The following is a 26,191-nucleotide window of genomic DNA, read 5'->3' as shown; positions in this document are numbered from 1 at the left end:
CATGAAGAAACTACCGACATACATGGTCCTGGCCCTCCTGCTCGCAGGCTGCGCCGGCGGCGGGCAGAAACCGCTGGCGACCGTCGTGGACGAGGCGCTGGCCGGCGCCGAGCGGCAGACGCTGCTGATGGCCGAAAAATACAGCGCGCGCGAAGGCCGCCTGCCGCGCACGTGGGAGAACGGCGGGGACGTCTCGTCGGATTCGCGCTGGTGGTGCAGCGGCTTTTTCCCGGGCGTGCTGTGGTACGTCTACGAGAACGGCCGCAACCCCCGGGTGCTGGAATACGCCCGGATGTACACCGCGCGCGTCGAGCGGGAGAAATACACCACCGACAACCACGACGTGGGGTTCATGCTCTATTGCAGTTTCGGCAACGGGCTGCGCCTCACGGGAGACGAGTCCTACAAGGAGGTGCTGCTCACCGGGGCGCGCTCGCTGGCGACGCGCTTCAAGCCCGAAGTGGGGCTGATCCGCTCGTGGGACCACAACCGGGACAAATGGCAGTATCCGGTCATCATCGACAACATGATGAACCTCGAACTGCTGATGTGGGCCGCCGAACGTTCGGGCGACCGTTCGCTGCGCGACATGGCCGTCTCGCACGCCGACAAGACGATGGAACACCACTTCCGTCCCGACTTCAGTTCGTGGCACGTAGTCTCCTACGACACAATTTCGGGCCGGCCCCACCTGAAACAGACCCACCAAGGCCTCTCCGACGATTCGGCGTGGAGCCGCGGGCAGGCGTGGGGACTTTACGGCTATACCTGCATGTACCGCCTCACGGGCGACGCCCGCTACCTGCAGCATGCCCGCAGCATCGCCGGATTCCTTATCAACCACAGGAACATGCCCGCCGACGGCATTCCCTACTGGGATTTCGATGCGCCGGCCCTCGCCTCCACGCCGCGCGACGCCTCGGCCGCGGCGATCATGGCCTCGGCGCTGGTCGAGTTGAGCGGCTTCGTTCCCGCAGGGGAAAGCGAGGAGTATATGGCTTTCGCTGAAAAGCAGGTCCGCACGCTGGCGTCGCCCGAATACACCGCCCCGGAGGGCGGAAACGGGGATTTCATCCTCATGCACAGCACGGGAGCCTATCCTTTCTCCTCGGAGGTGGACGTTCCGCTCACCTACGCCGATTACTATTACCTGGAGGCGCTCACGCGCATCAAACGCAAACTGCAATCATGACCGCCGTGAAAAAATACGCGATGCTGCCGCTCTGCGGCCTGGCCCTGTTCTGCGCCCGGGCACAGGAGCCTGCGATAAACTACGACGAATCGCAGGTCCCGGCCTACGTGCTCCCGGACCCGCTGACGACCATCGCGGGCAAAAAGGTGACCGACGCCGGGACATGGACCTCGGAACGCCGCCCCGAGTTGCTGTCGCTGTTCGAGACCGAGGTCTACGGGAAAGCTCCCGGACGCCCCGAAGGCCTGCATTTCCAGGTCTTGAGCGAAGACCGCTACACGCTGGGCAACATGGCCACGCGCAAGGAGATCGCCGTCTATTTCACGGAGAGCGACGAGCATTTCATGACCATCCTGCTCTACATCCCCAACAAGCGCACGGATGCCGTCCCGGTGTTCCTCGGGCTGAACTTCAAGGGCAACCACACGATCTGCGACGACCCGCTCGTCACGGAGTCGGTCTCGCGCATGAAGCCGCGGGAAGAGGGCGGGAGCGAGGTCCGCGCAAAAGGGTTCCCGCGCGCCGCTGCGGCGTCGCGGTGGCCGGTCGAAATGCTGATCGCCAACGGCTACGGCCTCGCGACGATTTACCGCGGGGACATCGACCCCGACTACGACGACGGCTTCCGGAACGGGGTCCATCCGCTGTTTTACCGCCAAGGGCAGACCCGCCCCGACCCGGACGAATGGGGAACCCTCGCGGCCTGGGCCTGGGGCTTGAGCCGCGCGATGGACTACCTCGAAACCGACGAGGATGTCGACGCCTCCCGCGTGGCGGTCATCGGGCATTCGCGTCACGGCAAAACGGCCCTTTGGGCGGCAGCGGCCGACACGCGCTTCGCCCTGGCAGTTTCGAACGACTCGGGATGCGGCGGCGCGGCGTTGTCGCGGAGATGTTACGGCGAGACCGTGGCCCGGATCAACAGCCTCTTTCCGCACTGGTTCTGCGAAAATTTCAAACGTTATTCGGGCGACGAAGCGGCCCTGCCGGTCGACCAGCACGAGCTGATCGCCCTCGTGGCCCCGCGCCCGGTGTATATCGCCAGCGCCGTCGAAGACCGCTGGGCCGACCCGAAAGGCGAGTTCCTCGCAGCAGTTCACGCCACGCCGGTCTACGAACTGTTCGGGCTGGAAGGGCTTTCCGGCACGGAACTGCCGGAAACCGACGCGCCCGTGCTGTCGGGACACATCGGCTACCACGTCCGTTCGGGCGGCCACGACATCACGTTCTACGACTGGCAGCAGTTCGTGAAATTCGCGGACAAACACCTGAAACGATAATCTAAAACAACACCATACATGAAAAACCGGTTTATAAAACTGCTTCTCGCGGCCGTGTTCCTGGGTTCTCTCTCCCCGGCGGCCGCCCAGACCCGCGAAGTGGACCTCTCGGGAGAGTGGAGGTTCCAGACGGACGTGATGGATTTCCGCAGGGGATCGCTTTCGCCGCGCTACAACCACCAACTCCAGGAGACGATCACCCTCCCGGGCATCACCGACGACTACCAGATCGGCTACAAATCGCCCTACCGCCACGTCGACCGCCTGACGCGCGTTTACGAATACATGGGTCCGGCGTGGTATCAGCGCGACATCGAGTTCCCGGCCGAGTGGAAGGGCAAGTGCATCTTCCTCTATTTCGAGCGCACCCACTGGCTCAGTTCGGTATGGGTCGACACCAAGGAGGTGAGCCGCCTGGACTACATCAGCGTCCCGCACAACCACGACCTGACGGATTTCGTCACCCCGGGCAAAACGCACCGCATCACGGTCTGCATCGACAACCGGTTCCAGTACAACACCCACAAATGGAACCACGCCCACACGGAGTTCACGCAGATCAACTGGAACGGCATCCTCGGCGAGATGAAACTCGTGGCCGTAGACCCGGTCTACGTCGACGACATGCAGCTCTACCCCGATGTGGCGAAAAAGAGCGTCGAGGTGCGCCTGAAAATCGACAACCGCACGAAAAAGCCCTTCGAAGGCAAGGCCCTGATCACCGTTTCGGGCAACGGCCTGCACGTGACCAAGGAGATCCCCGTCAGCGGCGACGCGGAGGAGGTCGGCCTGGCCGAAACCGTCACGCTGGGCCGGGAGGCCAAACTCTGGGACGAATTCAACCCGAACCTCTACACCGTGGAGTGCACGCTGCTGACCGGCACCGGAAAAGAGACCTTCGAACATAAGAAGTCGGCGACGTTCGGCATGCGCGAAGTGGCGCAGGGCCGCAACCACATCCTGCTGAACGGCCGCCCGGTCCACCTGCGCGGAACCGTCGAGAACGCCGTGTTCCCCAAAACGGGCCACGCCCCGGTCTGCGACGCCGAATGGGAGCGTATCATGCGCATCGTCAAGGACTACGGGCTGAATCACATCCGTTTCCACTCGTGGTGCCCTCCCGCGGCGGCCTTCCGCATGGCCGACCGCCACGGCGTCTACCTCGAAGTCGAGATGCCCATGTGGGGCAAGGACGCCGAGCCGGACGAAGCGCGCTACGACTTCTTCCGCCGCGAAATGCGGGCCATCCTCAAGGAGTACGGCAACCACCCCTCGTTCGTCCTCTACTGCAACGGCAACGAAATCACGGGCAACTTCGACTTCATCGAGGAGCTGACCGCCGACGGCCGCAAACTCGACACCCGTCACCTTTACAGCGGCTCGACGGCCCGTACGCGGGTTCCCTCCGACCAGTACTACGTTTCGCAGCAGACCAACAAAGGTCCCGTGAAGGTCTACGAAGGACGGCCCTCGACGGACTGGGACCGCAGCAGCGAATCGGACGTCGACGTACCGGTCATCTCCCACGAATCGGGACAGCGGTGCGTCTACCCCGACTTCCGCGAGATCGAAAAGTTCACGGGACCCGTCCGGGCGCGGAATTTCGAACTCTGGCGCGAGATGCTCGACGCCAACGGCATGCTCGACCAGGCGCACGACTTCTTCCGTGCTTCGGGCGCGCTGACCGTCGTGGAGTACAAGGCCGTGATCGAGGCGCTGCTCCGCTCGTCCAAGTCGGCCGGGTTCCAGCTGCTTTCGCTCAACGACTTCCCGGGACAGGGCTACGCCCCGGTGGGCATCCTCGATCCCTTCTGGGACTCCAAGGGGCTGGTGACGCCCGAAGAGTGGCGGGCCTTCTGCGCCCCTACCGTGGCGCTGCTCCGCTACCCGAAAAGCGCCTGGTTCGACGACGAGACGTTCACGGCGAAGGCCGAAGTCTACAACTTCGGCGCGGCGGCGCTCAAAAATGCGAAAATCCGTTGGTCGGTCACCGACGGCAACGGGAAAACCATCGCCAAGGGCAGTCTGAAATCGCAGACCGTAGGCATCGACGGCGTCTTCCCCGTCGGGGAGTTCTCCGCTCCGCTCGGCAAGGTGCGGGGTCCGCAGAAGCTCACCGTGCATCTGAACGTCGGCGAGACGATCGGCAACAGCTGGAACATCTGGGTCTACCCGCGAAACCCGTCGCTGATGCAGTCGGACGCCGAGGTGCTCTACACGACGGAGTTCGGCGAGCAGGCCAGACAGTACCTCGCCGCGGGTAAGAAGGTCGTCCTGACCCCTGCGCCGAACAAGGTCAAGGGGCGTAAATCGACCTTCCACAACCATTTCTGGAACCCGATCATGTTCGCCTGGGCGCCCATGACCATCGGCTGCCTGATTCATGCCGACGAACCGGTGTTCGCCGACTTCCCGACCTCCTTCCACACCGACTGGCAGTGGTGGGACATCCTGGAGAACGCCAAGGTGATCGAGATGCAGGCGGCCCCGCGCCAGCTGCGGCCCTTCATCCAGGTCATCGACAGTTTCGACAACAACGAAAAACTCGGCATCGGCTTCGAGGCCCGGGTGGGCGGCGGCAAACTGCTCGTTCTGGCGGTCGACACGAAAAAGAAGATGGACGAACGCCCAGCGACGCGGCAGCTGCTCGAAAGCATCGACAACTACGTCCGCAGCGACCGGTTCGCTCCCGAGGTCACGCTCGACGAGTCGTTCATCGCCTCCTTCATGCGCTAATCCGTAAACCATGAAAAAGACAGTCCTTCTGCTCTGCGGCCTCTCCCTCGGCATGCTCCGGGGAGGGGCGCAAGAGCTGAAAATGACCGAATCCGCCCCTCTGACGCAGGTTTACGGCGAGATCAGCGAATCCGACGAACTGCTCCCGATGAACGATGTGGGAGTGGAATTCGGATACGTCCTCTACGAGGCTGCGGTCACCGTTCCCGAAGGGGAGGCCCTGCTGGAACTGGAAAACGTGCGCGACTACGCCGCGGTCTACGTGGACGGGAAGTTCCAGGGAACCGTGACAGACAACTGCAAGACGCTGGAACTGACGGCGGAGCCGGGTCTCCGGACCCTGTGCCTCTACGTGGAAAACATCGGCCGCATCACCTACGGTCCGGAGATCCTCGACAATTCGAAGGGGCTGTTCGGCAGCGCCCGCCTCGGCGGCGGGGAGATCTCGGGCTGGAAGATCACGCCGCTCGAAGTGCGCGACGCCGACCCCGAGGGCCTCGCGTTCGAACCGCTCGGCGCGTGCGGCGAACCCTGCTTCCGGCGCGGGCATTTCGACTGCGCAGCCGAAGGCGACGTCTACCTCAACGTCTCGGGATGGGGCATGGGCGAAGTGTGGATCAACGGCCGCTACCTCGGCTCGTTCTGGGACGAGGAGAAACAGCAGTCGATCCTGATTCCCGCGGGCGTCCTCATGCCGAAGGGAAACCGTATCGTGGTTTTCGACATCAAGAACGACGACCCCGCCTCGACAATGCGCCTCTCGGACAAACCCGTGTTCAAATAACAAGCAAAACCGATGAAGAAAATAACCGTTATCACCCTGCTGCTGGCCGCCGCCCTCGGGGCGCAGGCCCGGAACGGGAGCGGAAAGCCCGCCTACAAGGATGCCGGACGCCCCGTCGAAGAGCGCGTCAGCGACCTGCTGTCGCGAATGACCCTCGAAGAGAAGATCATGCAGCTCAACCAGTACACACTGGGACGCAACAACAACGTCAACAACGTGGCCGACCCAGTGGACGAAATCCCCGCGGAGATCGGCTCGCTCATCTACTTCGACACCTCGCCCGGACTGCGCAACCGGCTCCAGAAAAAAGCCATGGAGCAGTCGCGGCTCGGAATCCCCGTACTGTTCGGCTACGACGTCATCCACGGCTTCCGCACCACCTATCCCATCTCGCTGGCCCAGGCCTGCTCATGGAATCCCGGACTGGTGAAGCGGGCTGCCGAGATCGCCGCGCAGGAAGCTCGGATGTCGGGCGTCGAATGGACCTTTTCGCCGATGATCGACGTGGCGCGCGACGGCCGCTGGGGCCGCGTCTCGGAAGGCTACGGCGAAGACCCCCATGCCAATGCCGTCTACGGCGCGGCGGCGGTCGAAGGCTACCAGGGCGGCGACCTCTCGGACGGCCGCCGCGTAGCCGCCTGCCTCAAGCATTTCATCGGCTACGGCGCTTCGGAAGCAGGCCGCGACTACGTCTACACCGAAATCTCGCGGCAGACCCTCTGGGATACCTATATGCCGCCTTACCTGGCGGGCATCGAAGCCGGGGCCGCCACCGTGATGAGCTGTTTCAACGACATCAGCGGAACGCCCGGCACGGCCAACCCCTACATCCTGACCGAGGTGCTCAAGGAGCGCTGGAAATACGACGGATTCGTCGTCTCGGACTGGGCCGCCATCGAGCAGCTGCGTTCGCAGGGCGTGGCCGCCGACCGGAAGGAGGCCGCCGAAAAGGCCTTCAACGCGGGTGTCGAGATGGACATGATGAACCGCTGCTACGACGCCCACCTGGCCGACCTGGTCCGCGAGGGCAAGGTTTCGCAGGAGCGGCTCGACGACGCCGTGCGGCGTGTCCTGCGGCTGAAATTCCGGCTGGGGCTGTTCGAAAAACCCTACACCCCGGAGTCGGAGGAAACGGACCGGTTCCTGCTTCCCGCAAGCCTCGCCGTCGCAGAGCGGCTCGCCGAGGAGTCGATGGTGCTGCTGAAAAACGAGAACAACACGCTGCCGCTGAAAGCCGTCCGCCGGATCGCGGTCATCGGCCCGATGGCGCAGAACCGGCTGCACCTGCTCGGTTCCTGGTCGGCGCACGGCCGGGAGGAGGACGCGGTGAGCGTCTTCGCCGGGCTGGAAAACGAATACCGGAACCGTGCGGAACTGCTCTACGCCCGGGGCTGCGACTTCGACGGCGAGGACCGCTCCGGATTCCGGGAGGCCGTCGCCGCGGCCTCGGAAGCCGACGTCGTGGTCCTCTGCCTCGGGGAGAAGAAGAACTGGAGCGGCGAGAACGCCTCGCGGTCTACGATCGCGCTTCCCGAAATCCAGGAACAGCTGGCCGCCGAACTCGCAAAGACCGGAAAACCGGTCGTGCTGGTCCTGTCGAGCGGACGCCCGCTGGAACTGCGCCGCCTCGAACCGCTGTGCGGGGCCATGGTGCAGATGTGGCAGCCCGGCATCCGGGGCGGAAATCCCCTCGCGGGGATTCTGTCGGGGAGGATCAATCCCTCGGGCAAACTCGCCATGACGTTCCCCTACTCCACCGGGCAGATTCCGATCTACTACAACCGCCGCCAGAGCGGCCGCACGCACCAGGGCAAATACCAGGACATTCCCAGCACGCCGCTGTATGAATTCGGTCACGGGCTCAGCTACACGACGTTCGAATACGGCGATCCGAAGTCTTCCGCGACGACCCTCCGCCGCGGGGAAAAGGCGACGGTGACGGTAACGGTGACCAACACCGGCGGCATGGACGGCTCCGAGGCGGTCCTCTGGTTCGTCTCGGACCCCGTATGCCGGATTTCGCGGCCGGTGCGGGAGCTGAAACACTTCGAGAAACAGCCGATCCGCCGCGGCGAAACGCGCACGTTCCGCTTCGAGATAGACCCCGAAAGGGATTTGAGTTTCACGGACGGCGACGGCAACCGGTTCCTCGAACCGGGCGACTACTTCATCCTCGTAAAGGACAAAAAGGTGAAACTGACGCTGACGGACTGACCTCCGTTTCCATTAAAAAACAGAGCTGTAACCCGAAAAGTTACAGCTCTGTCCGTATCAGGCCGCAGCCGCCCGGAAAACGGGACTTATCCGCCGATTCGCAGAAAGACCTTCCTCCCCTCACAGACCCTTTGTCCACACGGGCACGGGCTGGGGCGAGGTGGTCGGGCCGAAGACCTTCAGACGACCGTCCCCGGTTACCTCCATCGGGTCGATGAAGACCATGCGCGCATCGCCCGTCGGGGCCGTCCGGCCGTGGTAGACGCAGTACATCCCTCCGCCGGGAAGCTTCAGCACCATATTGTGCCCGGTTCCCGTGACTTCGCCGCCCTTGTCCGCATTCTTTTCGAGGACCGGATTGTCCGACGATTTCACGAAGGGACCCAGCGGCGAGTCGGCCGTAGCATAGCCCACCGCATAATACTGCCCGCCGTAGAAGTTGGCGGAATACATCATGTAATACGTCCCGTTTTCCTTGAAGGCGTACGACCCTTCGGTCCAGCGCCGGTTGACCTCTCCGGCGGTAACCGAACGGCTTTCCCACTCGGTTTGCGGATCGGAGGCAGACTGCGGGGGCGTCAGCAGCGCGACCGGCTCGCCGATGACACCGCTGAAATCGGGCTTCATCTCCACACCGTATACCCAGCTCTCCTCGATCTCGTCGAAAAGCCCCTTGTCGCGCGCCCATGCCGAAAGTTCGCTTTCGACGGGATGCTTGTAACAGCAGCGCGAATAATAGAGATATACCCGGCCGTCATCGTCCCACAATACGTTGGCGTCGATCACCGGATAGCCGGGATCGAACACCGGACGGTCATACAGGTCGGAAAAGGGTCCCGACGGCGAATCGGCGACCGCCACCCCGATGCGGAACGTTTCGAGGTCGCCGTTCGGGTTATGCCGCCAGTTGGCGCTGAAAAACAGGTAATACCGCCCGTCGCGTTCGTACACTTCGGGGGCCCAGAAACAGTCCGTTCCCCAGGCCGAGGCATTGCCGTCGTAGACGACATCGCCCTTTTGCCAGGTAACGAGGTCATCCGAGACGCAGACACGAAAACCTTTGATGTCGCCGCTCGTTCCGTACATATAGAATTTTCCGTCGGCGGCGTGGAGGACGAACGGGTCGCCGAACGCTACGTCGAGCGGATTACGATAGGCAGGCGAGTCGCATCCGAGCAGGATCGCCGGCAGGAAGAAGATAAGCAGTTTTTTCATACGGGTTATTTTGAACAGTTTGAATCCGTCGTAAAATGCCATTTGGCACACACCCGACAAAATTATTCGTTTTATCCGATTTTCAGCCATGCCCGCCACCCGTCCGGCTGCAATTGATCAAAGAGTTATACATTCTGGAAATATTTTTCCATTTTGCTGCGGCTGCCGGATGGAGACCGACCCCGGATACTCACCGGCTTTGACCGCCGAATAAACGGCGCCCGGATGCGGCACTTGCATCCGGGCGTCATCTTTACAGGGGAAGGCAGGATCGGCCCCGCGATCAGTAGAACGTTCCTTTCGGGGCGAAAATCGCATACCCGAAATTGAAGGTCAGGTACATGTTGCGCCAGTTTTTCAGGTCGTATTTCGTCAGCGCGAGGCTCACGGGACCGATCGGCGTGTGGTAGACCAGCGACGCCTCGGCGATATAATGCCAGCGTTCGTCTGCATTCCCCAGGGGGTTGAAGTCCCGTTTTTCGCGGAACATGGTGTAGAATCCCGTCCGGAAGAAGCAGTTGGGCAGCAGGTCGAAGGTCGGCATCAGGCCCCACGCCGCGAAGCGCTTGCCCCGGAAATCGGGCATGTAGACCATCCGGGCATGCGGCACGGGCGCATAATCGGGCATCGACATCAGCGTCGCGGATTCGGTCCGGAACTGCGGGTGGTTGGTCCACACGGCATCGACGTTGAGTCCCAGCGAAAACCATCTGCAACCTGGCATGTCGAAGAACTTGTCCCACGTGAAACGCGCCCCGACCCACTGGCGGGTCCTGCGCACGACGAACCGGTCCGCGTCGTAGGGCTGGTATTTGTCGCGTCCTCCGACATAGATGGCCGAGAGGTGCAGTTCGGAGCCGCGGCGGGGATAGAGGAACTTGTCGAGCGTGTTGCGCGCCAGTCCGGCCCGGATGCCGAAAAATGAGAAGCGCGAGTGGTCGGTGTCGTCGGCGAACAACACGTCCGAATCGTAGCGGTAGTTGACGTGCCCGGCGTTGAGACGCAGAGTGAAGACGCTGCGGTGGGTCAGCGGCACGCCGGCGCCCGCCGAGAAGAAACTCTCGCTGTTCTTGACCTGCTGGGCGTTGCGGACCCGGGTGACGTTGCCGAAATAGCCGTGGCGGAAATTCCGGACCGCGAAATTGTAGGAGTAATCGAGGAATATCGGCTTCCACGCGTAGAAATCCGTCCGGCCTCCGATCGCTCCCCACGTGTAGATGGGTCCCAGGTAGAGGTCTGCGCCCAACTGCTGCGCGACGCGGCCGATGGTCTTGTAATTGATGCCGATATAGGCCTGGTTGAAGGCCGTCGAGGAGATGTTTCCCCCGAAGGTGATCTTGAAATTGGGGCGCGTGCCGAACTTGGCCTCGAACGAATAACGTTCCCGGACCGAATCGTAACGCACGGAGGGAAAGTCCATCGTGAAATCGCCGCCGGCAAGCACCTCGAAGATGTTGTCCCGCAGTTCGGTGAAGCCCATCGGCCGCTGGATGCCCGGCGTACGGCGGTCGACCTGCACGAAATCGCGGATATACTCCCGCTGGGCGCGCTTCAGCCCTTCGAGTTTGTAGTCGTCGAAGACCAGCGGCGGACACTTGGCACGGAACGCCTCGCGGCGTCCGGCGTAGTAGGCCGAGTCGCGGCGTTCGGCGACCTTCTCCAACAGTTGCGGCATGGCCGCCATGGCATCCTCGTAACCCATATCCATGATGGCGCCGGCCTGGTCGAAGTCGAGCATGTTGACCCCCACGGCGCGGCGGATCGTGACGCTGCGCTCCTCGGGCAGCGTGTAGTCGGTATCGTGCATGGCCAGCATGAAGGCCTGGTCCATGATGTTGCTGTCCTCGCTGGGCGGGGTGTTGCCTTCGGTGCAGATCGAGCCGACGATCAGATCGGGCCGGAAATCGGCGTCGAGGGGTTTCCACGGAAAGTTGTCGTAGATACCGCCGTCGTACAACAGCATCGAGTCCTTCACCATCGGCTTGAACACCAGCGGAATGGACATCGACGAGCGGACCGCCTCGCTCAAATCCCCCTCGCGCATCACCACCGGTCCGCGGTGGTTCAGGTCGCTGGCCACGCAGAGGAAGGGAACCATCAGGCGGTCGAAATCGCCGTCCGCGGCGGCCGTCGCCGGGGCGAACAGCTCCGTGAGGGCCATGTCGATCTGTGTCGAGGAGATCAGGTTCCGGGGCACGCGCAACCGTTTCCCGGAGGGGCTCTCGACATCGATGCGCAGGCTCAAAAACGCGGGATTGCTCCCCACCTGCCGGTAATAGGCCATGTATTTGTTGGGGTCGATGCGCCCCGAGACCCACTCCTTGACCACACCCGAGTCGACGATCGCACGCATCTCGGCCGGGGAATATCCAGCGGCGTACATTGCGGCGATGATCGAACCCATCGAGGTTCCGGCCACATAGTCGATCGGCACGCCGTTCTCTTCGAGCGCCTCCAGGACGCCGATGTGGTAAAGCCCCTTCGCGCCGCCGCCGCTCATCACGACCCCTACCTTCTGGGCCGCGGCAGGGAGCGCTGCCAACAGCAGCATCCCGACAAATGAGCCGATTTTACGCAACATATCTCAATTTTTTTATAACTTTGCACGTTACTACGATGTCGTTCAAAAGTAGACAAAAAAGAAACACGATCAAAATATGACTGACAAAATCAACGAACTCCTGCGACGTGTCGAGGAGTTTAAGCCGAAAGCCGCCGCCGAAATCGAGGAGTTCCGCATCCGGATCCTCGGCAAGAAAGGCGAGTTGACCGCCCTGATGGAGGAGTTCAAGACGGTAGCCCCCGAACTGAAACGCGAACTGGGCCAGCAGTTGAACCGCCTCAAAAACGAGGCCACGGAGCGCATCAACGCGCTGCGCGAGCAGTTGCAGAACGCCACGGCCGACGAAGCCTCGTCGTCGGGCGACCTGACGCGCCCCGGCACGGCCGAACACCTCGGTTCGCGCCACCCGATCTCGCTGGTGAAAAACCAGATCGTCGAGGTCTTTTCGCGGCTGGGCTACACCGTGGCCGACGGACCCGAGATCGAGGACGACTGGCATGTGTTCTCGGCCCTGAACTTCCCGCCCGAGCACCCGGCACGCGACATGCAGGACACGTTCTTCATCGAGAAGGACCCCGACATCCTGCTGCGCACGCACACCTCGTCGATCCAGGTCCGCACGATGGAGCGCCAGAAACCGCCCATCCGCGTCATCTGCCCGGGCCGCGTGTTCCGCAACGAGGCCATTTCGTACCGCGCGCACTGCATCTTCCACCAGATCGAAGGGCTTTATATCGACGAAGGCGTCTCGTTCGCCGACATGAAGCAGTCGCTGCTCTACTTCGCCAAGGAGGTCTTCGGCGAGCAGGCCGTGATCCGCATGCGCCCGTCCTATTTCCCCTTCACCGAGCCTTCGGCCGAGGTCGACGTGTCGTGCAATCTCTGCGGCGGCAAGGGCTGCCCGGTCTGCAAGGGCACGGGCTGGCTGGAGATCATGGGCTGCGGCATGGTGGACCCGAACGTACTGAAAGCCAATAATATCGATCCCGAAAAATATTCCGGATTCGCCTTCGGCATGGGTATTGAGCGCATCGCCATGCTCAAATACGGCGTGAAGGACCTGCGTCTCTATTTCGAAAACGACGTGCGGTTCCTCCACCAGTTCGACGAAGCGCTCTAAACCCCCGATGCCCATGAAACGCCTCACAGCGACAACGGTCCTCTGCCTCCTGCTCTTCTCCGCGGCATTCGTCACGGGAAAGGGACCCTCGGCAGTGCCCGAATACCCCGATTCGCTGCGCAGCGTATGGCTCTACACCGAGGGCATCAAGCAGAACACCATCGCCGGCGACTCGGTGCGCGCCAGGGAGCTGTTCCTCGAAGCGATCCGCAGCGACTCGACCTATGCCCCGGCCTACTACGAACTCGCGGCGAACGGGATGTACGCCACGCCCGACGAGGCCGTGGAACTGGCCCGGAAGGCCTTCCGTCTCGACACGACGAACAAGTGGTATCACCAGTTCTACGGACAGGCGCTCATCTACGCCGGGCGTTACGACGAGGCGCTGAAGGTCTACCGCCGCCTGCAGACGGAGAACCCGAAGGACCCCGACAACTACCGCATCCTGGCAGCCCTCTACGAGCAGAAGCAAAGCCCCGTCATGGCTCTCGTGACGCTCGACTCGGCCGAACTGCGCTTCGGACGCATCCCCCTGCTGAGCGCCATGAAACGGCGCCTGCTGGTGGCGACGAACCAGATCGACAAAGCCGTGGTCGAAGCCCGGGCAATGGTCGAAGCCGCACCCTACGAGGCACAGCACCACGTGGTCCTCGGCGACCTCTACGCCATCGCCAAGAAGGATTCGCTGGCCCGTGCCGAATACGACCGTGCGTTGCAGATCGACTCCACGAACGTGCAGACGCTGATGGCGCTGGCCGATTTTCACGCCGGACGGCAGGACTACCGGGCGCTGCTGGCCGTCACGCGGCAGTTGTTCCAATCCGACGAACTGCCGCTCGAAACCAAGATCAAACGCTTCGGACAGTTCACCTCCGACACGCGCTTCTACCGCGAATACTATTTCCAGCTGAACGACCTGGCCTCGACGCTGGCCATCCGCTATCCCGACGACAAGCGCGTCGTGGAACTTTACGCCGGCCACCTGATCGCTTCGGGCGAACTGGAGCAGGCCCTCGCGCTCTACAAGAACCACCTCGCCGACCAGCCTCCCGTGGAGGACTATTTCCGGGCGGTGATCGACATCGAGAGTTACCTCCAGCACCCCGACTCGGTCGACAAGTACGTCACGCGCGCCCTGGAGCTTTTTCCCGCGAAGATCGACTTCCACATCTCCAAAGGGCACGTGATGAGCTATGCCAAGCAGTACGACAAGGCGGTCAGAGCCTACCGTGAGTCGCTGCGCTTCGCCGACACCGATTCGCTGAAAGGCGTCATCTGGGGCATGATCGGCGACGCCTGGCACCAGAAGGCCATCGCCGGGACCCCCGAGTGGGACGAAGGCCGCGCGGCGCAGACCGCCGGAGGTTCTTACCGCAAGGAGATGAAAGAGTGCTACAAGGCCTACGAACGCAGCCTGGGATACTGGAAGGACAACCCCGTGGTGCTCAACAACTACGCCTATTTTCTATCGCTCGAAGAACGCGACCTGGAACGCGCGCTGACCATGTCGAGCCGCGTCGTGGCGCTCACCGACAACAACCCGACCTACCTCGACACCCACGGCTGGGTACTTTTCAAATTGGGACGCACGGACGAAGCCAAGAAGATCCTGCAGAAGGCCGTGGCGCTCGACGGGCAGAAAAGCCCTGAACTGATGGTCCATTACGGTGACATCCTGCACCTCCTGGGCGAGCAGTTCATGGCGGAAATCTACTGGCGGAGGGCGCTCGAAAAGGGCTACGACGCCGGGCAGATCGAACAGCGGCTGAAACAGCCTGCCGTCAAAAAGCCCGAACCCAAAGAATAACCCGCCATGAGACCGCTCCGCATCCTGACCCTCGCGTTCCTGCTCTTCACCCTCGCCGCCGCCGCACAGACCGACCGCCGCATCGAGGAGCAGAAACGGGTCATCGCGGCCCTCGAAAAGCGGATCGCCACCGAGGAGCAGGAGATTTCGAAGATCCAGAAGGGCCGTACGGCCACCGAGGAACGGGTACGCCGCCTGGCCCGCCAGATCGACTCGCGCAACCAGCTGCTCGACGAGACCGAGAAGCAGGCGCGCCTCCTGCGTGAGGAGATCGCCCGCACGGACAGCGTGGCCGGAAACCTCTCGGCGACGCTCGAACGCGACCGTGCGCAGTACGGCGAAATGGTGCGTGAAGCCTACCGCAACTACAAGCACAACAACTACCTGACCTATATCTTCTCCTCGCGCGACTTCACGGACGTGGCGCGCAAGATCACCGCCCTGCGCGAGGTCGCCTCGCTGCGCGAACGCAAACTGCGCGACATCGAGGCGCTGACCGCCGAGGTCCGCACCGAAAAGGAGGCGCTCGACCGCCGCAAGCAGTCGCTCGACTCGGTGACGCGCAGCCTCTCGGCGCAGCGCGAGAAACTCCAGCGCGACGCCCGCAACGCCAAAGCCAGCATCCGGTCGATGTCGCAGAAGGAGAAGACGGCCCTGCAGCGCAAAGTCGCACAGGAACAGCAGCTGGACGTGGCCATCGGCGAACTGCGCAAGCTGACCAAAGGCAACACCGAAGGCGCTTCGTTCTCGGCGAAAACCTCCGGACTGCGCCTTCCGGTGACGGCCGGGCGCGTGAAGCGCTACAAGGAGAACATGGCCGAGATCACCGGTCCGAAGGGAGCGCACGTCATCTCGATCTACGACGGCAAGGTCGTCGACGTGAAGCGCAACCGCATTACCAGCAAATACGACGTTTACGTCGCTCACGGCGAATACATAACCTCCTATGCCAACATGGGGACGATCTGCGTCGAGAAGGGCCAGAAAGTGGCAAGAAACGCACAACTCGGAACCATCGGCTCGGCGGTCAACGTCATGACGATGGAAACCGAATACAAACTCGTCTTCGGCATCTACCCGCCCAATCCCGGGCAGAAGATGCGGGCGGAGGAGTGTTTCCGAAAATAAAACCGATGTTTCCTGCGGTTCCGTGCGGTGGCCGGCACGTCGTCCGCCCCGGTACGGACACGACATAACAACAACGAAAAAATGGCTGTCAGATACTTTACCGACGATTGCACCTACCGCCTCCCGCAAAAGCGCCTCACGGCACAATGGCTGCACGAAGTGGCCGCAGGGGAGGGCTACGCGCTGGGCGACGTCACCTACATCTTCTGTTCGGCACAGCGGCTGCTGGAGATGAACCGCCAATACCTCGGACACGACTACTTCACCGACGTCATCACGTTCGATTACAGCGACCGCAAGGGCGCACGGATCGTCTCGGGCGACATCTTCATCGACGTCGAGACCGTTGCCGACAACAGCCGCCGATACGGCGCGACAACCTTGCAGGAGATGCGCAGGGTAGTGGTCCACGGGGTGCTGCACCTCTGCGGGCAGGGCGACAAAACGCCCCGCACCAATGCGCAGATGCACCGCAAGGAGGACAAATACCTGAAATTCTGGGAATACCCCCAACACTGACCGCGACATGAAACGCTCCCTATTTACCGCTGCGGCCGTTCTCGCGGCTCTTCTGCTGGCCACCTGCTGTACGGGCCGCCGCACGGCCGGAAACGCCGCAGACAAAACTGCCGGCAAAGGCACGCCCGAAGCCGCCGTTTCCACACCGGAACCGGCAGGGAAGGAGATGGCGGCAGGGGAGAAGTCCCCGCACGCCGCATCCCGTACCCGGACCGGCCGCGACGGGAGCACCGAACGGCGGGGTCCCTTCGTGGAAAACGACACGACGTTCCTCTTCGTCCACGAGTACCCTCTCGGCAGCGACACGAACCGCTATAAGGTCTTTATCCGGAAAGGTCCGCAGCCGAACGATATTCCCAATTTCGCAAGCCTCTCGCCGCAGAACGAGACTCAATGGAAGGATTTCACCGACATGCTGCACATGCTCAAAAAACGCCATCCCGGGCCGCTTCTGCGTCACATGGCGCTGGAAGGGCTGCCGCACAGCTGGACGCCGGTCCGCTCTTTCCGGGGGAACTGCTATGTAAACGATTTCAATCCCTATCCGGTGTGGATTTCGGATTCGCTTTTTGTCCGCCAGACGATGGACGGTCCGTGGCCTTCGCGCATCAGCGCGGCGGAACGCATCGCGCCGATGCACTACCGCCTCCGGACAACGGCCGGATATGACGGTATCGATCAAGTAGATATATACCTCGTGGACTCCGTGCGAAGGACGGCCGTATTCGCCTTCAGCAATGACCGGAAAACAGAGCAGTTCCAATCGCTCTATGTTCCCTTCGAAACGGGAATCGGAATGGATATGGTCGACTTCTATTCCCTGGAACTGCCCGACGACGAAGTGGAGTGGGACGAAATAGACTTCGGAGCGCTGATTTCCGGAGCCGCTCCGCTCCGGGAAGCAGATTCGAAAACAGACAAAACGAATAACGAATGACACTCGATTACGACATTATCGTCATCGGCGGAGGACATGCCGGATGCGAAGCCGCTTCGGCCGCCGCACGGCTCGGCTCGCGCACGCTGCTGCTCACGATGGACATGGCCAAACTGGCCGCCATGTCGTGCAACCCGGCAGTCGGCGGTGTTGCTAAAGGACAGATTGTCAGAGAGATAGATGCTTTAGGCGGTCAGATGGGCCGGATCACCGACCGTACGACCATCCAGTTTCGGATGCTCAACCGGTCGAAGGGCGCCGCGATGTGGAGTCCTCGGGCACAATGCGACAAAACACGCTTTTCGGAGGAGTGGCGCCGCACGCTCGAAAACACCTGGAACCTCTACATCTGGCAGGACGCCGCGACGGAATTGCTGTTCGACCTGAACACAGACCCCGCACAACCGGACACCCCGGGCGCAGAGCAGGACCCGAAGCAGAATAACTCCCGGCCCACCACACACACACACCGTATTACGGGGGTGCGGACGCGCATGGGCGTCGAATTTTCCTGCCGGAAAGTCATACTCACCTCCGGCACATTCCTCGGGGGACTGATGCACTGCGGCTCCTCGCATGCCGAAGGCGGCAGGGCAGGGGACGCCGCTTCGCACGGCATTACGGAGAGCCTCCGGACCATCGGTTTCGAAACCGGACGCATGAAGACCGGAACCCCGGCACGACTCGACGCCCGGACCATCGATTTCGAAATCCTCGAACCGCAATACGGCGATGAAAACCCCGCCAAATTTTCATTTTCTCCCGAAACGCAACCCGTCAAAGAGCAGCTTCCCTGCTTTCTGGTCTACACTTCGAAAGAAGTCCACAACATCCTCCGTACAGGATTCGACAGGTCGCCGTTGTTCAACGGCACGATCTGCGGCATCGGTCCGCGCTACTGCCCGTCGATCGAGGATAAACTCCGTACCTTTGCCGACAAAGACCAGCACCAGCTCTTCCTGGAACCCGAAGGCAGTTCGACCAATGAATATTACCTGAACGGTTTTTCGTCATCCCTGCCCTGGGAAGTGCAGTGGGAAGCCTTGCACAAAATCCGCGGATTCGAAGATTTGCACATTTTCCGCCCCGGATACGCCATTGAATACGACTATTTTCCGCCTACGCAACTGCACCATTCGCTCGAAACGAAACTGGTTTCGGGACTCTATTTCGCCGGGCAGGTCAACGGTACGACGGGATACGAGGAAGCCGCTGCACAGGGGCTGATAGCAGGTATCAACGCCCACCGGGCAATGAAAGGGGAGGAACCGGTCGTACTGAAACGCGACGAAGCCTATATCGGCGTGCTGATCGACGACCTGGTGACAAAAGGCGTCGACGAACCCTACCGTATGTTCACCTCCCGGGCCGAATATCGCATTCTGCTCCGGCAGGACAATGCCGACATCCGTTTGACTCCGCTTGGATACAAAATAGGTCTGATTTCGCAGAAACAGTACGACTATTTCGTCAAAAAAAATACGTCTGTAGAATCGCTTATTTCATTCGCCCGCGAGCAGAGCATCAAAGCAGCCGAAATTAACGACTATTTAAAATCAGTCTATTCGGAACCTTTGACGCAGGGAAGGAAACTCTACGACATTCTGATGCGTAACAATGTCACGTTCAATTCGCTGCAAAATGCGTTACCCAAACTGCGAAAATTCATCAACGAAAACGGAATATCCCCGGAAGCAATCGAAGAGGCGGAAATTCAAATCAAATATAAAGGATATATCGAACGCGAAAAATTCATCGCAGAGAAACTGCGGCGTCTTGAAAATATTCGAATTCCGGAAAATTTCGATTTTCATTCGATGCAGGCGCTGACGATCGAAGCCCGTCAGAAACTCTCTCGCATCCGTCCCGAAACTATCGGTCAGGCATCGCGAATTCCCGGAGTTTCACCCGCCGACGTCAACGTCCTGCTCATAAAATTCGGACGATAGGGTATAATGTTCCACGTGGAACAAATTAAAAAGGCCACTCTGTTAGAGCGGCCTTTTTACAAATAAATAAAGAATCACAAAACAATCGTACACCAATCGTACTTATCTTCCGCACGACCGTACTGAATATCCTGCAAACGCGTATAAAGCTCCATACAATTCTTTCCAACCTCTTCGCCGTAATTATACGATTTTTCAGTCTGCATATCGTAAATATATCCGATAGGGGAGATAACCGCCGCTGTTCCGCAGGCGCCGCACTCCTCGAAGGAATCCAGTTCCTCGACCGGAATATGGCGTTCTTCGACTGTCAGTCCCATATCACGTGCAATCTGGCGAAGGCTCATATTGGTAATCGACGGTAAGACCGAAGGAGATTTAGGTGTGATATATTTACCATCCTTAATGCCGAAAAAATTAGCCGCACCGCATTCCTCAATGTATTTATGTTCGGCAGCATCGAGGTACATGATATTCGAATATCCCATTTCATGACCCTTTTCACCCGACAGCAGACTGGCCGCATAGTTGCCACCGACCTTCACATCTCCTGTTCCACGTGGAGCAGCGCGATCCTGTTCCCGGTCGATAGCAACCCGGATCGGCTTGATGCCCGACTTGAAATAGGCTCCGACGGGCGAACAGTAGACAATCAACAAGGCTTCTTTAGCCGGTTTCACACCCAATCCGACCGTTGTTCCGAACATCACCGGACGCAGGTAGAGCGAAGCACCCGTGCCGTAGGGAGGAACGAAACGCTCGTTGCGCTTGACGACCTCGATACAGGCATCGACGATCATTTCAATCGAAGGAACCGGCAAACACAACCGTTTTGCCGAGGACTGGAGACGCCGCGCATTGTCGGCTACACGGAAAAGGCGGACCTTTCCGTCAATCCCGCGGAAAGCCTTGAGACCCTCGAAGAGTTCGATGCCGTAATGCAGACACGAAGCCGACATGTGCATCTGGATATACTCGTCATCCGTGACCACCATGTCGCTCCATTTCCCGTCGGTAAAGGAGTAGCGAACATTGTAATCGGTTTTGCGATAGTCGAAGCCCAAAGCGCTCCAATCTGTATTTTCCATATCTTATGCTTTTAAAAAATTTATCGAAAATTTCCTCTATCAACCTACAACGGCTCCGTTGCCGGTCGCCTCGCCGGGCTGCAACAGGCGCAACTTTCCGGAAGCGTCTTCCGCCATCAAAATCATACCGTTCGAAAGAATACCTTTCAGTTCGCGCGGAGCGAGATTCACCAGGACAAGCACCTGCTGTCCCACCAGCTCTTCGGGCGTGAAATGCTCGGCAATTCCCGAAACGATTTCACGTTTGTCGATACCCGTGTCGACCGTCAGTTTCAGCAATTTCTTCGTTTTAGCGACTTTTTCCGCCGCCAGAATCGTCGAAACGCGAATATCCATCTTCTGAAAATCGTCGAATTCAATCGTATCTTTTTGAGGTTCAATAGATTGAGACATTTCAGCCGCTTCATTGGCCGCCTTGGTCGCCGCAAGTTTATCCAGCTGACGCTGAATCACGTCGTCCTCGATCTTTTCGAACAGCAGGGCAGGTTCCCCGATGGCGTGCCCCGCCGGAATCAGATCCATTGCACCGAGGCGTTCCCAGCCGAATTTGTCGACAGCCAGCATCCGGAGAATCTTATCCGCGGAGAACGGCATGAACGGCTCGATGGCAACGGCCGTGTTGGCCGTGATCTGCAAAGCAATGTTGAGAATCGTCTCCACACGCGCCGGATCGCTCTTGATCACCTTCCACGGTTCGGTGTCGGCCAGGTATTTGTTGCCGATACGCGCGATGTTCATGGCATCCTTCAGCGCCTCGCGGAAACGGTAGCTCTCGATATTTCCTTCGAGCGAAGCCTTCACGGCTGCCACCTCGGCAACAGTCTCTCGGTCATATTCGTTCAAATCCCCGCAAGCCGGAACCTTGCCGCCGTAATACTTTTGCGTCAGCACCAGCGCGCGGTTGACGAAATTACCCAGCACAGCCACCAATTCGTTGTTGTTGCGCGCCTGAAAATCCTTCCACGTGAAGTCGTTATCCTTCGTCTCGGGAGCGTTGGCGCACAAAACGTAACGCAGCACATCCTCCTTGCCGGGAAACTCTTCGAGGTACTCGTGCAGCCACACGGCCCAATTGCGCGAAGTAGAAATCTTGTCGCCTTCGAGGTTCAGGAACTCGTTGGCCGGCACGTTCTCGGGCAGGATATAGTCGCCGTGGGCCTTGAGCATCGACGGAAACACGATGCAGTGGAACACGATGTTGTCTTTGCCGATAAAATGAACCATCTTGGTGTCCTCCGACTTCCAATACCGCTCCCAATCAGGCGTAAGGTCCTTTGTAGCAGATATATAACCGATAGGAGCATCGAACCACACATAGAGCACCTTGCCCTCGGCGCCCTCCACGGGAACCGGAATGCCCCAGTCGAGGTCGCGGCTCACGGCACGCGGCTGGAGACCTCCGTCGAGCCAGCTCTTACACTGCCCGTAGACGTTCGTTTTCCACTCCTTGTGCCCCTCCAGAATCCATTCGCGCAGAAATTCTTCGTACCTATCCAACGGAAGATACCAGTGTTTCGTCTCGCGCTTCACGGGCACGGAACCCGACACGGCGCTGTGCGGGTCGATCAGTTCGTCGGGCGAAAGGGTAGAGCCGCACTTCTCGCACTGGTCGCCGTAAGCGCGGTCGTTGCCGCATTTGGGGCAGGTTCCCACGATATAACGGTCGGCCAGAAAGGTCTGCGCCTCCTCGTCGTAATACTGCAAAGAGGTCTTTTCGATGAACTTGCCTTCGTCGTAGAGTTTTCTGAAAAAGGCCGAAGCGGTCTCGGCATGGGTCTTGGACGAGGTCCTCGAATAGATGTCGAACGACATGCCCAGCCCCTCGAACGACTTTTTGATCAGCGCATGGTAACGGTCCACGATCTGCTGGGGTGTCACGCCCTCCTTGCGGGCCTTGATCGTGATGGGTACGCCGTGTTCGTCCGATCCGCAGACTGAAATCACGTCGCGTCCCCGAAGCCGCAGGTATCGCGTATAAATGTCCGAAGGTATGTAAACTCCCGCCAGGTGGCCGATATGCACCGGACCGTTCGCATAAGGGAGCGCCGATGTCACGAGGTAGCGTTTGAACTCTTTTGCCATAAATGTAAAATAGATACAGTATTACTAATTTCTGTCAAAATTACTAATTTTTAAGAGAATCGGGAACGAAAAGCGCATATTTTGTGAAAGGTTCGAAGAAAAGAGGCGCACCCGCCGGGCACGCCTTCTTTATCCCACCGGAAAATCCGGCCTTTATTCGAACTGCAATTCGTCGAGCAGCCATCCGGCTCCGGCGAATTTGTCGATGACGAACAGCACGTAACGCACGTCCACGGCAATCGTCCGCTGCAACTCGGGTTCGAACGCCACATCGCCCGACATGGCTTCCCAGTTGCCGTCGAACGCCAGTCCCAACAGCGCCCCTTTGGCATTCAGCACCGGGGAACCGGAGTTGCCGCCCGTGATGTCGCAGTCGGCGAGGAATGCCACGGGAAGCTCTCCCCGTTCGTTGGCGTAACGTCCGAAATCCTTCGCCGCATACAACTCCTTGAGCTTGGCGGGAACGGTGAACTCCGTGGGATTCTGCGGGTTCTCCTTCTCCATCACGCCCTTGAGCGTCGTATAATAGTTATAATGAATGCCGTCCGCCGGATCGTAGGGCAGCACGCGCCCATAGGTCAGACGGAGCGTGAAATTGGCATCCGACGCCCAGGCTTTGTTCGGCCGCATACGCATCAGGCCCGCAATGTAGAGCCGCTGCCCGTCGGCGAACTTCCGCTTCCCGGCCAGCTGCGCCGCAGCCAGTTCACGCATTTTCGCCGTATAGGATTTGTTCAGCAGCACGGCGGGATCGTTCGAAACGTCCGTTCCGGCTTCGGCCGCAGCCAACGCCTTCCGCTCGTCGGCGAACACCGAATTGTCGTAGAGATAATCCACATAAGCATCCGTATCACCGCCGAACTGTTTGTCAATCACCTCGGCGAACACCGAAGGCAGCTCCTTGCAATTTTCCCCGACGATCCGGAACATCCGCTTCGCCACACGCCGGTCGGTCGGCATGTTGTAGTCCTTGTAGAACGCTTTCAGCGCCTCGGTCAGCTCCCCGCCCGTCTTCGAAACGGCCAGGCGCGCCAGGGCGAGAATCTCCACCGAGCGGCCGATCGCCTCGCTCAAATACTGGCTCGAAGCGAAATAGGGAGCCGTCTCCTCCACCGATTCGCGGATCAGGTTCAGGGCGTTCGAATAGCCTTCCGTAGGCAGCGTGTTCTTCGCCGCCCAGGCGGTGAAGGCCGCCTCCTGCTCCTGCTTGCGTCCCTTCACGTCGAGCCGGCGGATACCGCGCGACTTGCCGATCGAATTCTTCCAGTAGTTCGATGACTGGGCGTATTTCGAAGCGTACTGAATGCGAACCTTGTCGCTGGCGGCCATGTCCTCTTTCAGAATGGCCTGCCGCTCGCCGCGGATGAAGATGCGCTGCGGGTTCTCCACTTCGAGCAGACGGTCGATCTCGTAGGAGGTCATGTAACGCTGCGTCGACCCCGGGAAACCCATGATCATCGCGAAGTCCCCCTCGTCGTAACCGCCGAGCGAAATCTTCAGGAACTTTTCAGCCTTGTAAGGGCGGTTTTCGGGCGAATACTCCGCCGGTCTGTTGTCCGGTCCGGCATAAACGCGAAAGACCGAGAAATCGCCCGTATGACGCGGCCACATCCAGTTGTCGGTGTCGCCGCCGAACTTGCCGATCGACGTCGGGGGCGCACCGACCAGGCGGACATCCGTGAAGACCTCGATCACGAAGGCGAAATACTGGTTGCCCCCGAAGAAGGACTTGACCTCGACATCCATGCCGGGATTCTCCCCGGCAAGGCGTTCCGAAACGGCCTTCACCTGTGCAGCGACCAGCTTTTCCCGCTCCCCGCCCCCGGCGATGTCGGGCACGGCGCCCAGCACGTCCGGCGTCACGTCGACGATCCGGCGGATAAAGCGCACCTTAAGCCCCGGAGCCGGCAGCTCCTCGGCGCGCGACATGGCCCAGAAACCGTTCTTGAGGTAGTCATGCTCCACGGACGAGAGAGACTGGATCGACCCGTAGCCGCAGTGGTGGTTGGTGAACAGCAGTCCGTCGGGCGAGACGATCTCCCCCGTGCATCCGCCGCCGAAAATGACGATGGCGTCCTTGAGCGAAGAGTTGTTCATGCTGTAAATCTCCTCGGCCGAGAGTTTGCACCCGCGGGCCTTCATATCCTTGCTGTTCATTTTCCGGAGATAGGGCAGCATCCACATGCCTTCGTCCGCCGCCGCCGAGAGCGTGACGCACGCCGCGGCGAGCAGTAAAAAGATTTTCTTCATAAAACGTATTAAAAAATTATTTGACATTGATCATATTGAGAATAGACCGTTCCGCCGCCCGGCGCACCTCGTCGTCGAGCTCGATCTCGGGCGATTCGTTCTCAAGGCACGAGCAGATGTTCTCCAGCGTCACCATCTTCATATACTTGCAGTTGTTGCATCCGCACGTCTCGTCGTCGGGAGGCGCCGGGATGAACCTCTTTTCCGGATAACGCTTCTTCATCTCGGCGAGGATTCCCGCCTCGGTCACCACGATGAACTCCTGCGCGTCGCTCCGGCCGCAGTATTCGAGGATTCCCGCCGTGGAACCCACATAGTCGGCCACTTCGACGATATAAGCCCGGCACTCGGGGTGCACGACGATCTTCGCCGCCGGATGTTCCCGTTTGAGCGCCAGCAGCTTTTCGAGCGAAAACTCCTCATGGACGTGGCACGCTCCGTTCCACAGCACCATATTCCTACGCCCCGTGAGCTTCTGTATGTAAGAGCCGAGGTTGCGGTCGGGAGCGAAGATCACGGGCTGGTCGGCGGGGATCGACTCCACGACCTTCAGCGCGTTGGACGACGTGCAGCAGATGTCGGTCAGCGCCTTCACGCCGACCGTGGTATTCACATAGGAGACGACCGTGTGGCCGGGATGCGCGGCCTTGAAGGCGGCGAACTCCTTCGCGTCGCACGATTCGGCCAGCGAGCACCCCGCCTCGGGGCAGGGGATGAGCACCTTTTTTCCGGGGCAGAGGACCTTGGCGGTCTCGGCCATGAAGTGCACTCCGGCGAAAAGGATGATGTCGGCATCGACCGACTGCGCCCTCACCGACAGGGCGAGCGAGTCGCCCAGAAAATCGGCGACGGCCTGCACTTCGGGCGTCGTGTAGTAGTGCGCCAGGATCACGGCGTTTTTCTCGCGCTTGAGATCCCCGATGCGGCGGCTGAGCTCGGAGGAGTTTTCCACGTTCATTTTTTATTTTTATTCCTTTAATTAATTTAAATAATAAAAGAAGAATAAATAGAATAGCTGTTGATACTGTTGACAAGTGGTAGTGTTATTTTCCAATCAACACTTTTTCTTTATGTTGTTTCTTATTTTAAATTATAATTGATTAAAAATCAAAAACATATAAAAACAATCGACAGTTGTTGAAACAGGTTGTCGACATATCGACAGCTATTTGTTTTAAACATTCTATTCCGGTTTCGGGGCTTTCCTCCACGCCACAACTTCTGAAAAGAAAATTTGGTTTCGGCGAAAAGATTTTTATACCCGTTCCCTTTTTCGAAAAGCAAATTTTTCCGCCCCTACTTTTCATTCTTTTTCATCGGTTATCAA

The 26,191-nt window shown here is 59.9% G+C and carries 17 protein-coding genes; 11 read left to right on the top strand and 6 right to left on the bottom strand.

The window, feature by feature from the left end:
• Position 1: 1 nt before the first annotated feature.
• The 5 genes from ACGHP5_RS07225 to ACGHP5_RS07205 are packed head-to-tail and all read left to right on the top strand — an operon-like array spanning position 2 to position 8,206.
• The gene (locus tag ACGHP5_RS07225) at positions 2–1,192 is read left to right on the top strand and encodes a glycoside hydrolase family 88 protein (protein ID WP_390568265.1); all 1,191 of its coding nucleotides are present in this window, start codon (positions 2–4) and stop codon (positions 1,190–1,192) included.
• A complete protein-coding gene (locus ACGHP5_RS07220; RefSeq protein WP_290533738.1) occupies positions 1,189–2,472 on the top strand; it encodes an acetylxylan esterase in 1,284 nt (427 codons plus the stop codon). Before ACGHP5_RS07225 ends, ACGHP5_RS07220 begins: the two co-directional genes overlap by 4 nt.
• An 18-nt stretch (positions 2,473–2,490) precedes the next feature.
• On the top strand, positions 2,491–5,208 hold the full coding sequence (locus ACGHP5_RS07215; RefSeq protein ID WP_290533737.1) for a glycoside hydrolase family 2 protein: 2,718 nt from the start codon (positions 2,491–2,493) through the stop codon (positions 5,206–5,208).
• Between the two features lie 10 nt (positions 5,209–5,218).
• Positions 5,219–5,992 carry a hypothetical protein gene (locus tag ACGHP5_RS07210; RefSeq protein ID WP_337756865.1) on the top strand — a complete coding sequence of 258 codons (774 nt, stop codon included), beginning with the start codon at positions 5,219–5,221 and terminating at the stop codon, positions 5,990–5,992.
• Between the two features lie 12 nt (positions 5,993–6,004).
• Positions 6,005–8,206, top strand: a complete 2,202-nt coding sequence (locus ACGHP5_RS07205) for a glycoside hydrolase family 3 N-terminal domain-containing protein (RefSeq protein ID WP_390568264.1) — start codon at positions 6,005–6,007, stop codon at positions 8,204–8,206.
• A 120-nt stretch (positions 8,207–8,326) separates the two neighbouring features.
• On the opposite strand, the gene ACGHP5_RS07200 is transcribed toward ACGHP5_RS07205, so the two are convergent.
• Together ACGHP5_RS07200 and ACGHP5_RS07195 are read right to left on the bottom strand one after the other, a co-directional pair.
• Positions 8,327–9,421 (bottom strand): glycoside hydrolase family 43 protein, encoded by a 1,095-nt coding sequence (locus tag ACGHP5_RS07200; protein ID WP_290533734.1) that lies wholly within the window; start codon positions 9,419–9,421, stop codon positions 8,327–8,329.
• A gap of 283 nt (positions 9,422–9,704) precedes the next feature.
• Positions 9,705–12,002 (bottom strand): patatin-like phospholipase family protein, encoded by a 2,298-nt coding sequence (locus tag ACGHP5_RS07195; RefSeq protein ID WP_290533733.1) that lies wholly within the window; start codon positions 12,000–12,002, stop codon positions 9,705–9,707.
• Between the two features lie 76 nt (positions 12,003–12,078).
• Between ACGHP5_RS07195 and pheS the strand changes: the two genes are divergently transcribed.
• The 6 genes from pheS (at position 12,079) to mnmG (ending at position 19,444) form a co-directional block, all read left to right on the top strand.
• Positions 12,079–13,104: a phenylalanine--tRNA ligase subunit alpha gene (gene pheS / locus ACGHP5_RS07190; protein WP_390568263.1), complete on the top strand. Its 1,026-nt coding sequence runs from the start codon at positions 12,079–12,081 to the stop codon at positions 13,102–13,104.
• Positions 13,105–13,117: 13 nt separating this feature from the next.
• A complete protein-coding gene (locus ACGHP5_RS07185; protein ID WP_290533731.1) occupies positions 13,118–14,911 on the top strand; it encodes a tetratricopeptide repeat protein in 1,794 nt (597 codons plus the stop codon).
• Between the two features lie 6 nt (positions 14,912–14,917).
• Positions 14,918–16,039 (top strand): murein hydrolase activator EnvC, encoded by a 1,122-nt coding sequence (locus ACGHP5_RS07180; RefSeq protein ID WP_290533730.1) that lies wholly within the window; start codon positions 14,918–14,920, stop codon positions 16,037–16,039.
• An 81-nt stretch (positions 16,040–16,120) separates the two neighbouring features.
• Entirely contained in the window at positions 16,121–16,558 is a 438-nt protein-coding gene (gene ybeY / locus ACGHP5_RS07175; RefSeq protein ID WP_290533729.1) for an rRNA maturation RNase YbeY, read from the top strand.
• A 7-nt stretch (positions 16,559–16,565) separates the two neighbouring features.
• Positions 16,566–17,495 carry a hypothetical protein gene (locus tag ACGHP5_RS07170; RefSeq protein WP_337755775.1) on the top strand — a complete coding sequence of 310 codons (930 nt, stop codon included), beginning with the start codon at positions 16,566–16,568 and terminating at the stop codon, positions 17,493–17,495.
• Complete coding sequence (gene mnmG / locus ACGHP5_RS07165; RefSeq protein WP_390568262.1) at positions 17,492–19,444, top strand: tRNA uridine-5-carboxymethylaminomethyl(34) synthesis enzyme MnmG; 1,953 nt, start codon at positions 17,492–17,494, stop codon at positions 19,442–19,444. Before ACGHP5_RS07170 ends, mnmG begins: the two co-directional genes overlap by 4 nt.
• 74 nt (positions 19,445–19,518) lie before the next feature.
• Here the strand turns inward: mnmG and ACGHP5_RS07160 are convergent, their stop codons facing one another.
• The 4 genes from ACGHP5_RS07160 to nadA form a co-directional block, all read right to left on the bottom strand.
• A complete protein-coding gene (locus ACGHP5_RS07160; protein ID WP_337773422.1) occupies positions 19,519–20,532 on the bottom strand; it encodes a branched-chain amino acid aminotransferase in 1,014 nt (337 codons plus the stop codon).
• A gap of 39 nt (positions 20,533–20,571) precedes the next feature.
• Positions 20,572–22,614, bottom strand: coding sequence for a methionine--tRNA ligase (metG, locus tag ACGHP5_RS07155; protein WP_390568261.1), 2,043 nt, complete (start codon positions 22,612–22,614; stop codon positions 20,572–20,574).
• A gap of 153 nt (positions 22,615–22,767) precedes the next feature.
• Positions 22,768–24,864, bottom strand: a complete 2,097-nt coding sequence (locus tag ACGHP5_RS07150; protein WP_390568260.1) for a S46 family peptidase — start codon at positions 24,862–24,864, stop codon at positions 22,768–22,770.
• A 16-nt stretch (positions 24,865–24,880) separates the two neighbouring features.
• The gene (gene nadA / locus ACGHP5_RS07145; RefSeq protein ID WP_337657718.1) at positions 24,881–25,822 is read right to left on the bottom strand and encodes a quinolinate synthase NadA; all 942 of its coding nucleotides are present in this window, start codon (positions 25,820–25,822) and stop codon (positions 24,881–24,883) included.
• Between the last annotated feature and the right edge of the window lie 369 nt (positions 25,823–26,191).

It is taken from the genome of Alistipes sp. i18-0019-D1, from assembly GCF_042852885.1.
In the GTDB taxonomy this organism is placed as follows: Bacteria; Bacteroidota; Bacteroidia; order Bacteroidales; family Rikenellaceae; genus Alistipes.
This window is presented reverse-complemented; position numbering and strand designations above follow the sequence as displayed.

Bases quoted from the DNA above. Each gene is read 5' to 3' on its own strand.
- ACGHP5_RS07225 (WP_390568265.1), top strand. From the start codon at position 2: ATGAAGAAACTACCGACATACATGGTCCTGGCCCTCCTGCTCGCAGGC.
- ACGHP5_RS07220 (WP_290533738.1), top strand. From the start codon at position 1,189: ATGACCGCCGTGAAAAAATACGCGATGCTGCCGCTCTGCGGCCTGGCC.
- ACGHP5_RS07215 (WP_290533737.1), top strand. From the start codon at position 2,491: ATGAAAAACCGGTTTATAAAACTGCTTCTCGCGGCCGTGTTCCTGGGT.
- ACGHP5_RS07210 (WP_337756865.1), top strand. From the start codon at position 5,219: ATGAAAAAGACAGTCCTTCTGCTCTGCGGCCTCTCCCTCGGCATGCTC.
- ACGHP5_RS07205 (WP_390568264.1), top strand. From the start codon at position 6,005: ATGAAGAAAATAACCGTTATCACCCTGCTGCTGGCCGCCGCCCTCGGG.
- ACGHP5_RS07200 (WP_290533734.1), bottom strand. From the start codon at position 9,421: ATGAAAAAACTGCTTATCTTCTTCCTGCCGGCGATCCTGCTCGGATGC.
- ACGHP5_RS07195 (WP_290533733.1), bottom strand. From the start codon at position 12,002: ATGTTGCGTAAAATCGGCTCATTTGTCGGGATGCTGCTGTTGGCAGCG.
- pheS (WP_390568263.1), top strand. From the start codon at position 12,079: ATGACTGACAAAATCAACGAACTCCTGCGACGTGTCGAGGAGTTTAAG.
- ACGHP5_RS07185 (WP_290533731.1), top strand. From the start codon at position 13,118: ATGAAACGCCTCACAGCGACAACGGTCCTCTGCCTCCTGCTCTTCTCC.
- ACGHP5_RS07180 (WP_290533730.1), top strand. From the start codon at position 14,918: ATGAGACCGCTCCGCATCCTGACCCTCGCGTTCCTGCTCTTCACCCTC.
- ybeY (WP_290533729.1), top strand. From the start codon at position 16,121: ATGGCTGTCAGATACTTTACCGACGATTGCACCTACCGCCTCCCGCAA.
- ACGHP5_RS07170 (WP_337755775.1), top strand. From the start codon at position 16,566: ATGAAACGCTCCCTATTTACCGCTGCGGCCGTTCTCGCGGCTCTTCTG.
- mnmG (WP_390568262.1), top strand. From the start codon at position 17,492: ATGACACTCGATTACGACATTATCGTCATCGGCGGAGGACATGCCGGA.
- ACGHP5_RS07160 (WP_337773422.1), bottom strand. From the start codon at position 20,532: ATGGAAAATACAGATTGGAGCGCTTTGGGCTTCGACTATCGCAAAACC.
- metG (WP_390568261.1), bottom strand. From the start codon at position 22,614: ATGGCAAAAGAGTTCAAACGCTACCTCGTGACATCGGCGCTCCCTTAT.
- ACGHP5_RS07150 (WP_390568260.1), bottom strand. From the start codon at position 24,864: ATGAAGAAAATCTTTTTACTGCTCGCCGCGGCGTGCGTCACGCTCTCG.
- nadA (WP_337657718.1), bottom strand. From the start codon at position 25,822: ATGAACGTGGAAAACTCCTCCGAGCTCAGCCGCCGCATCGGGGATCTC.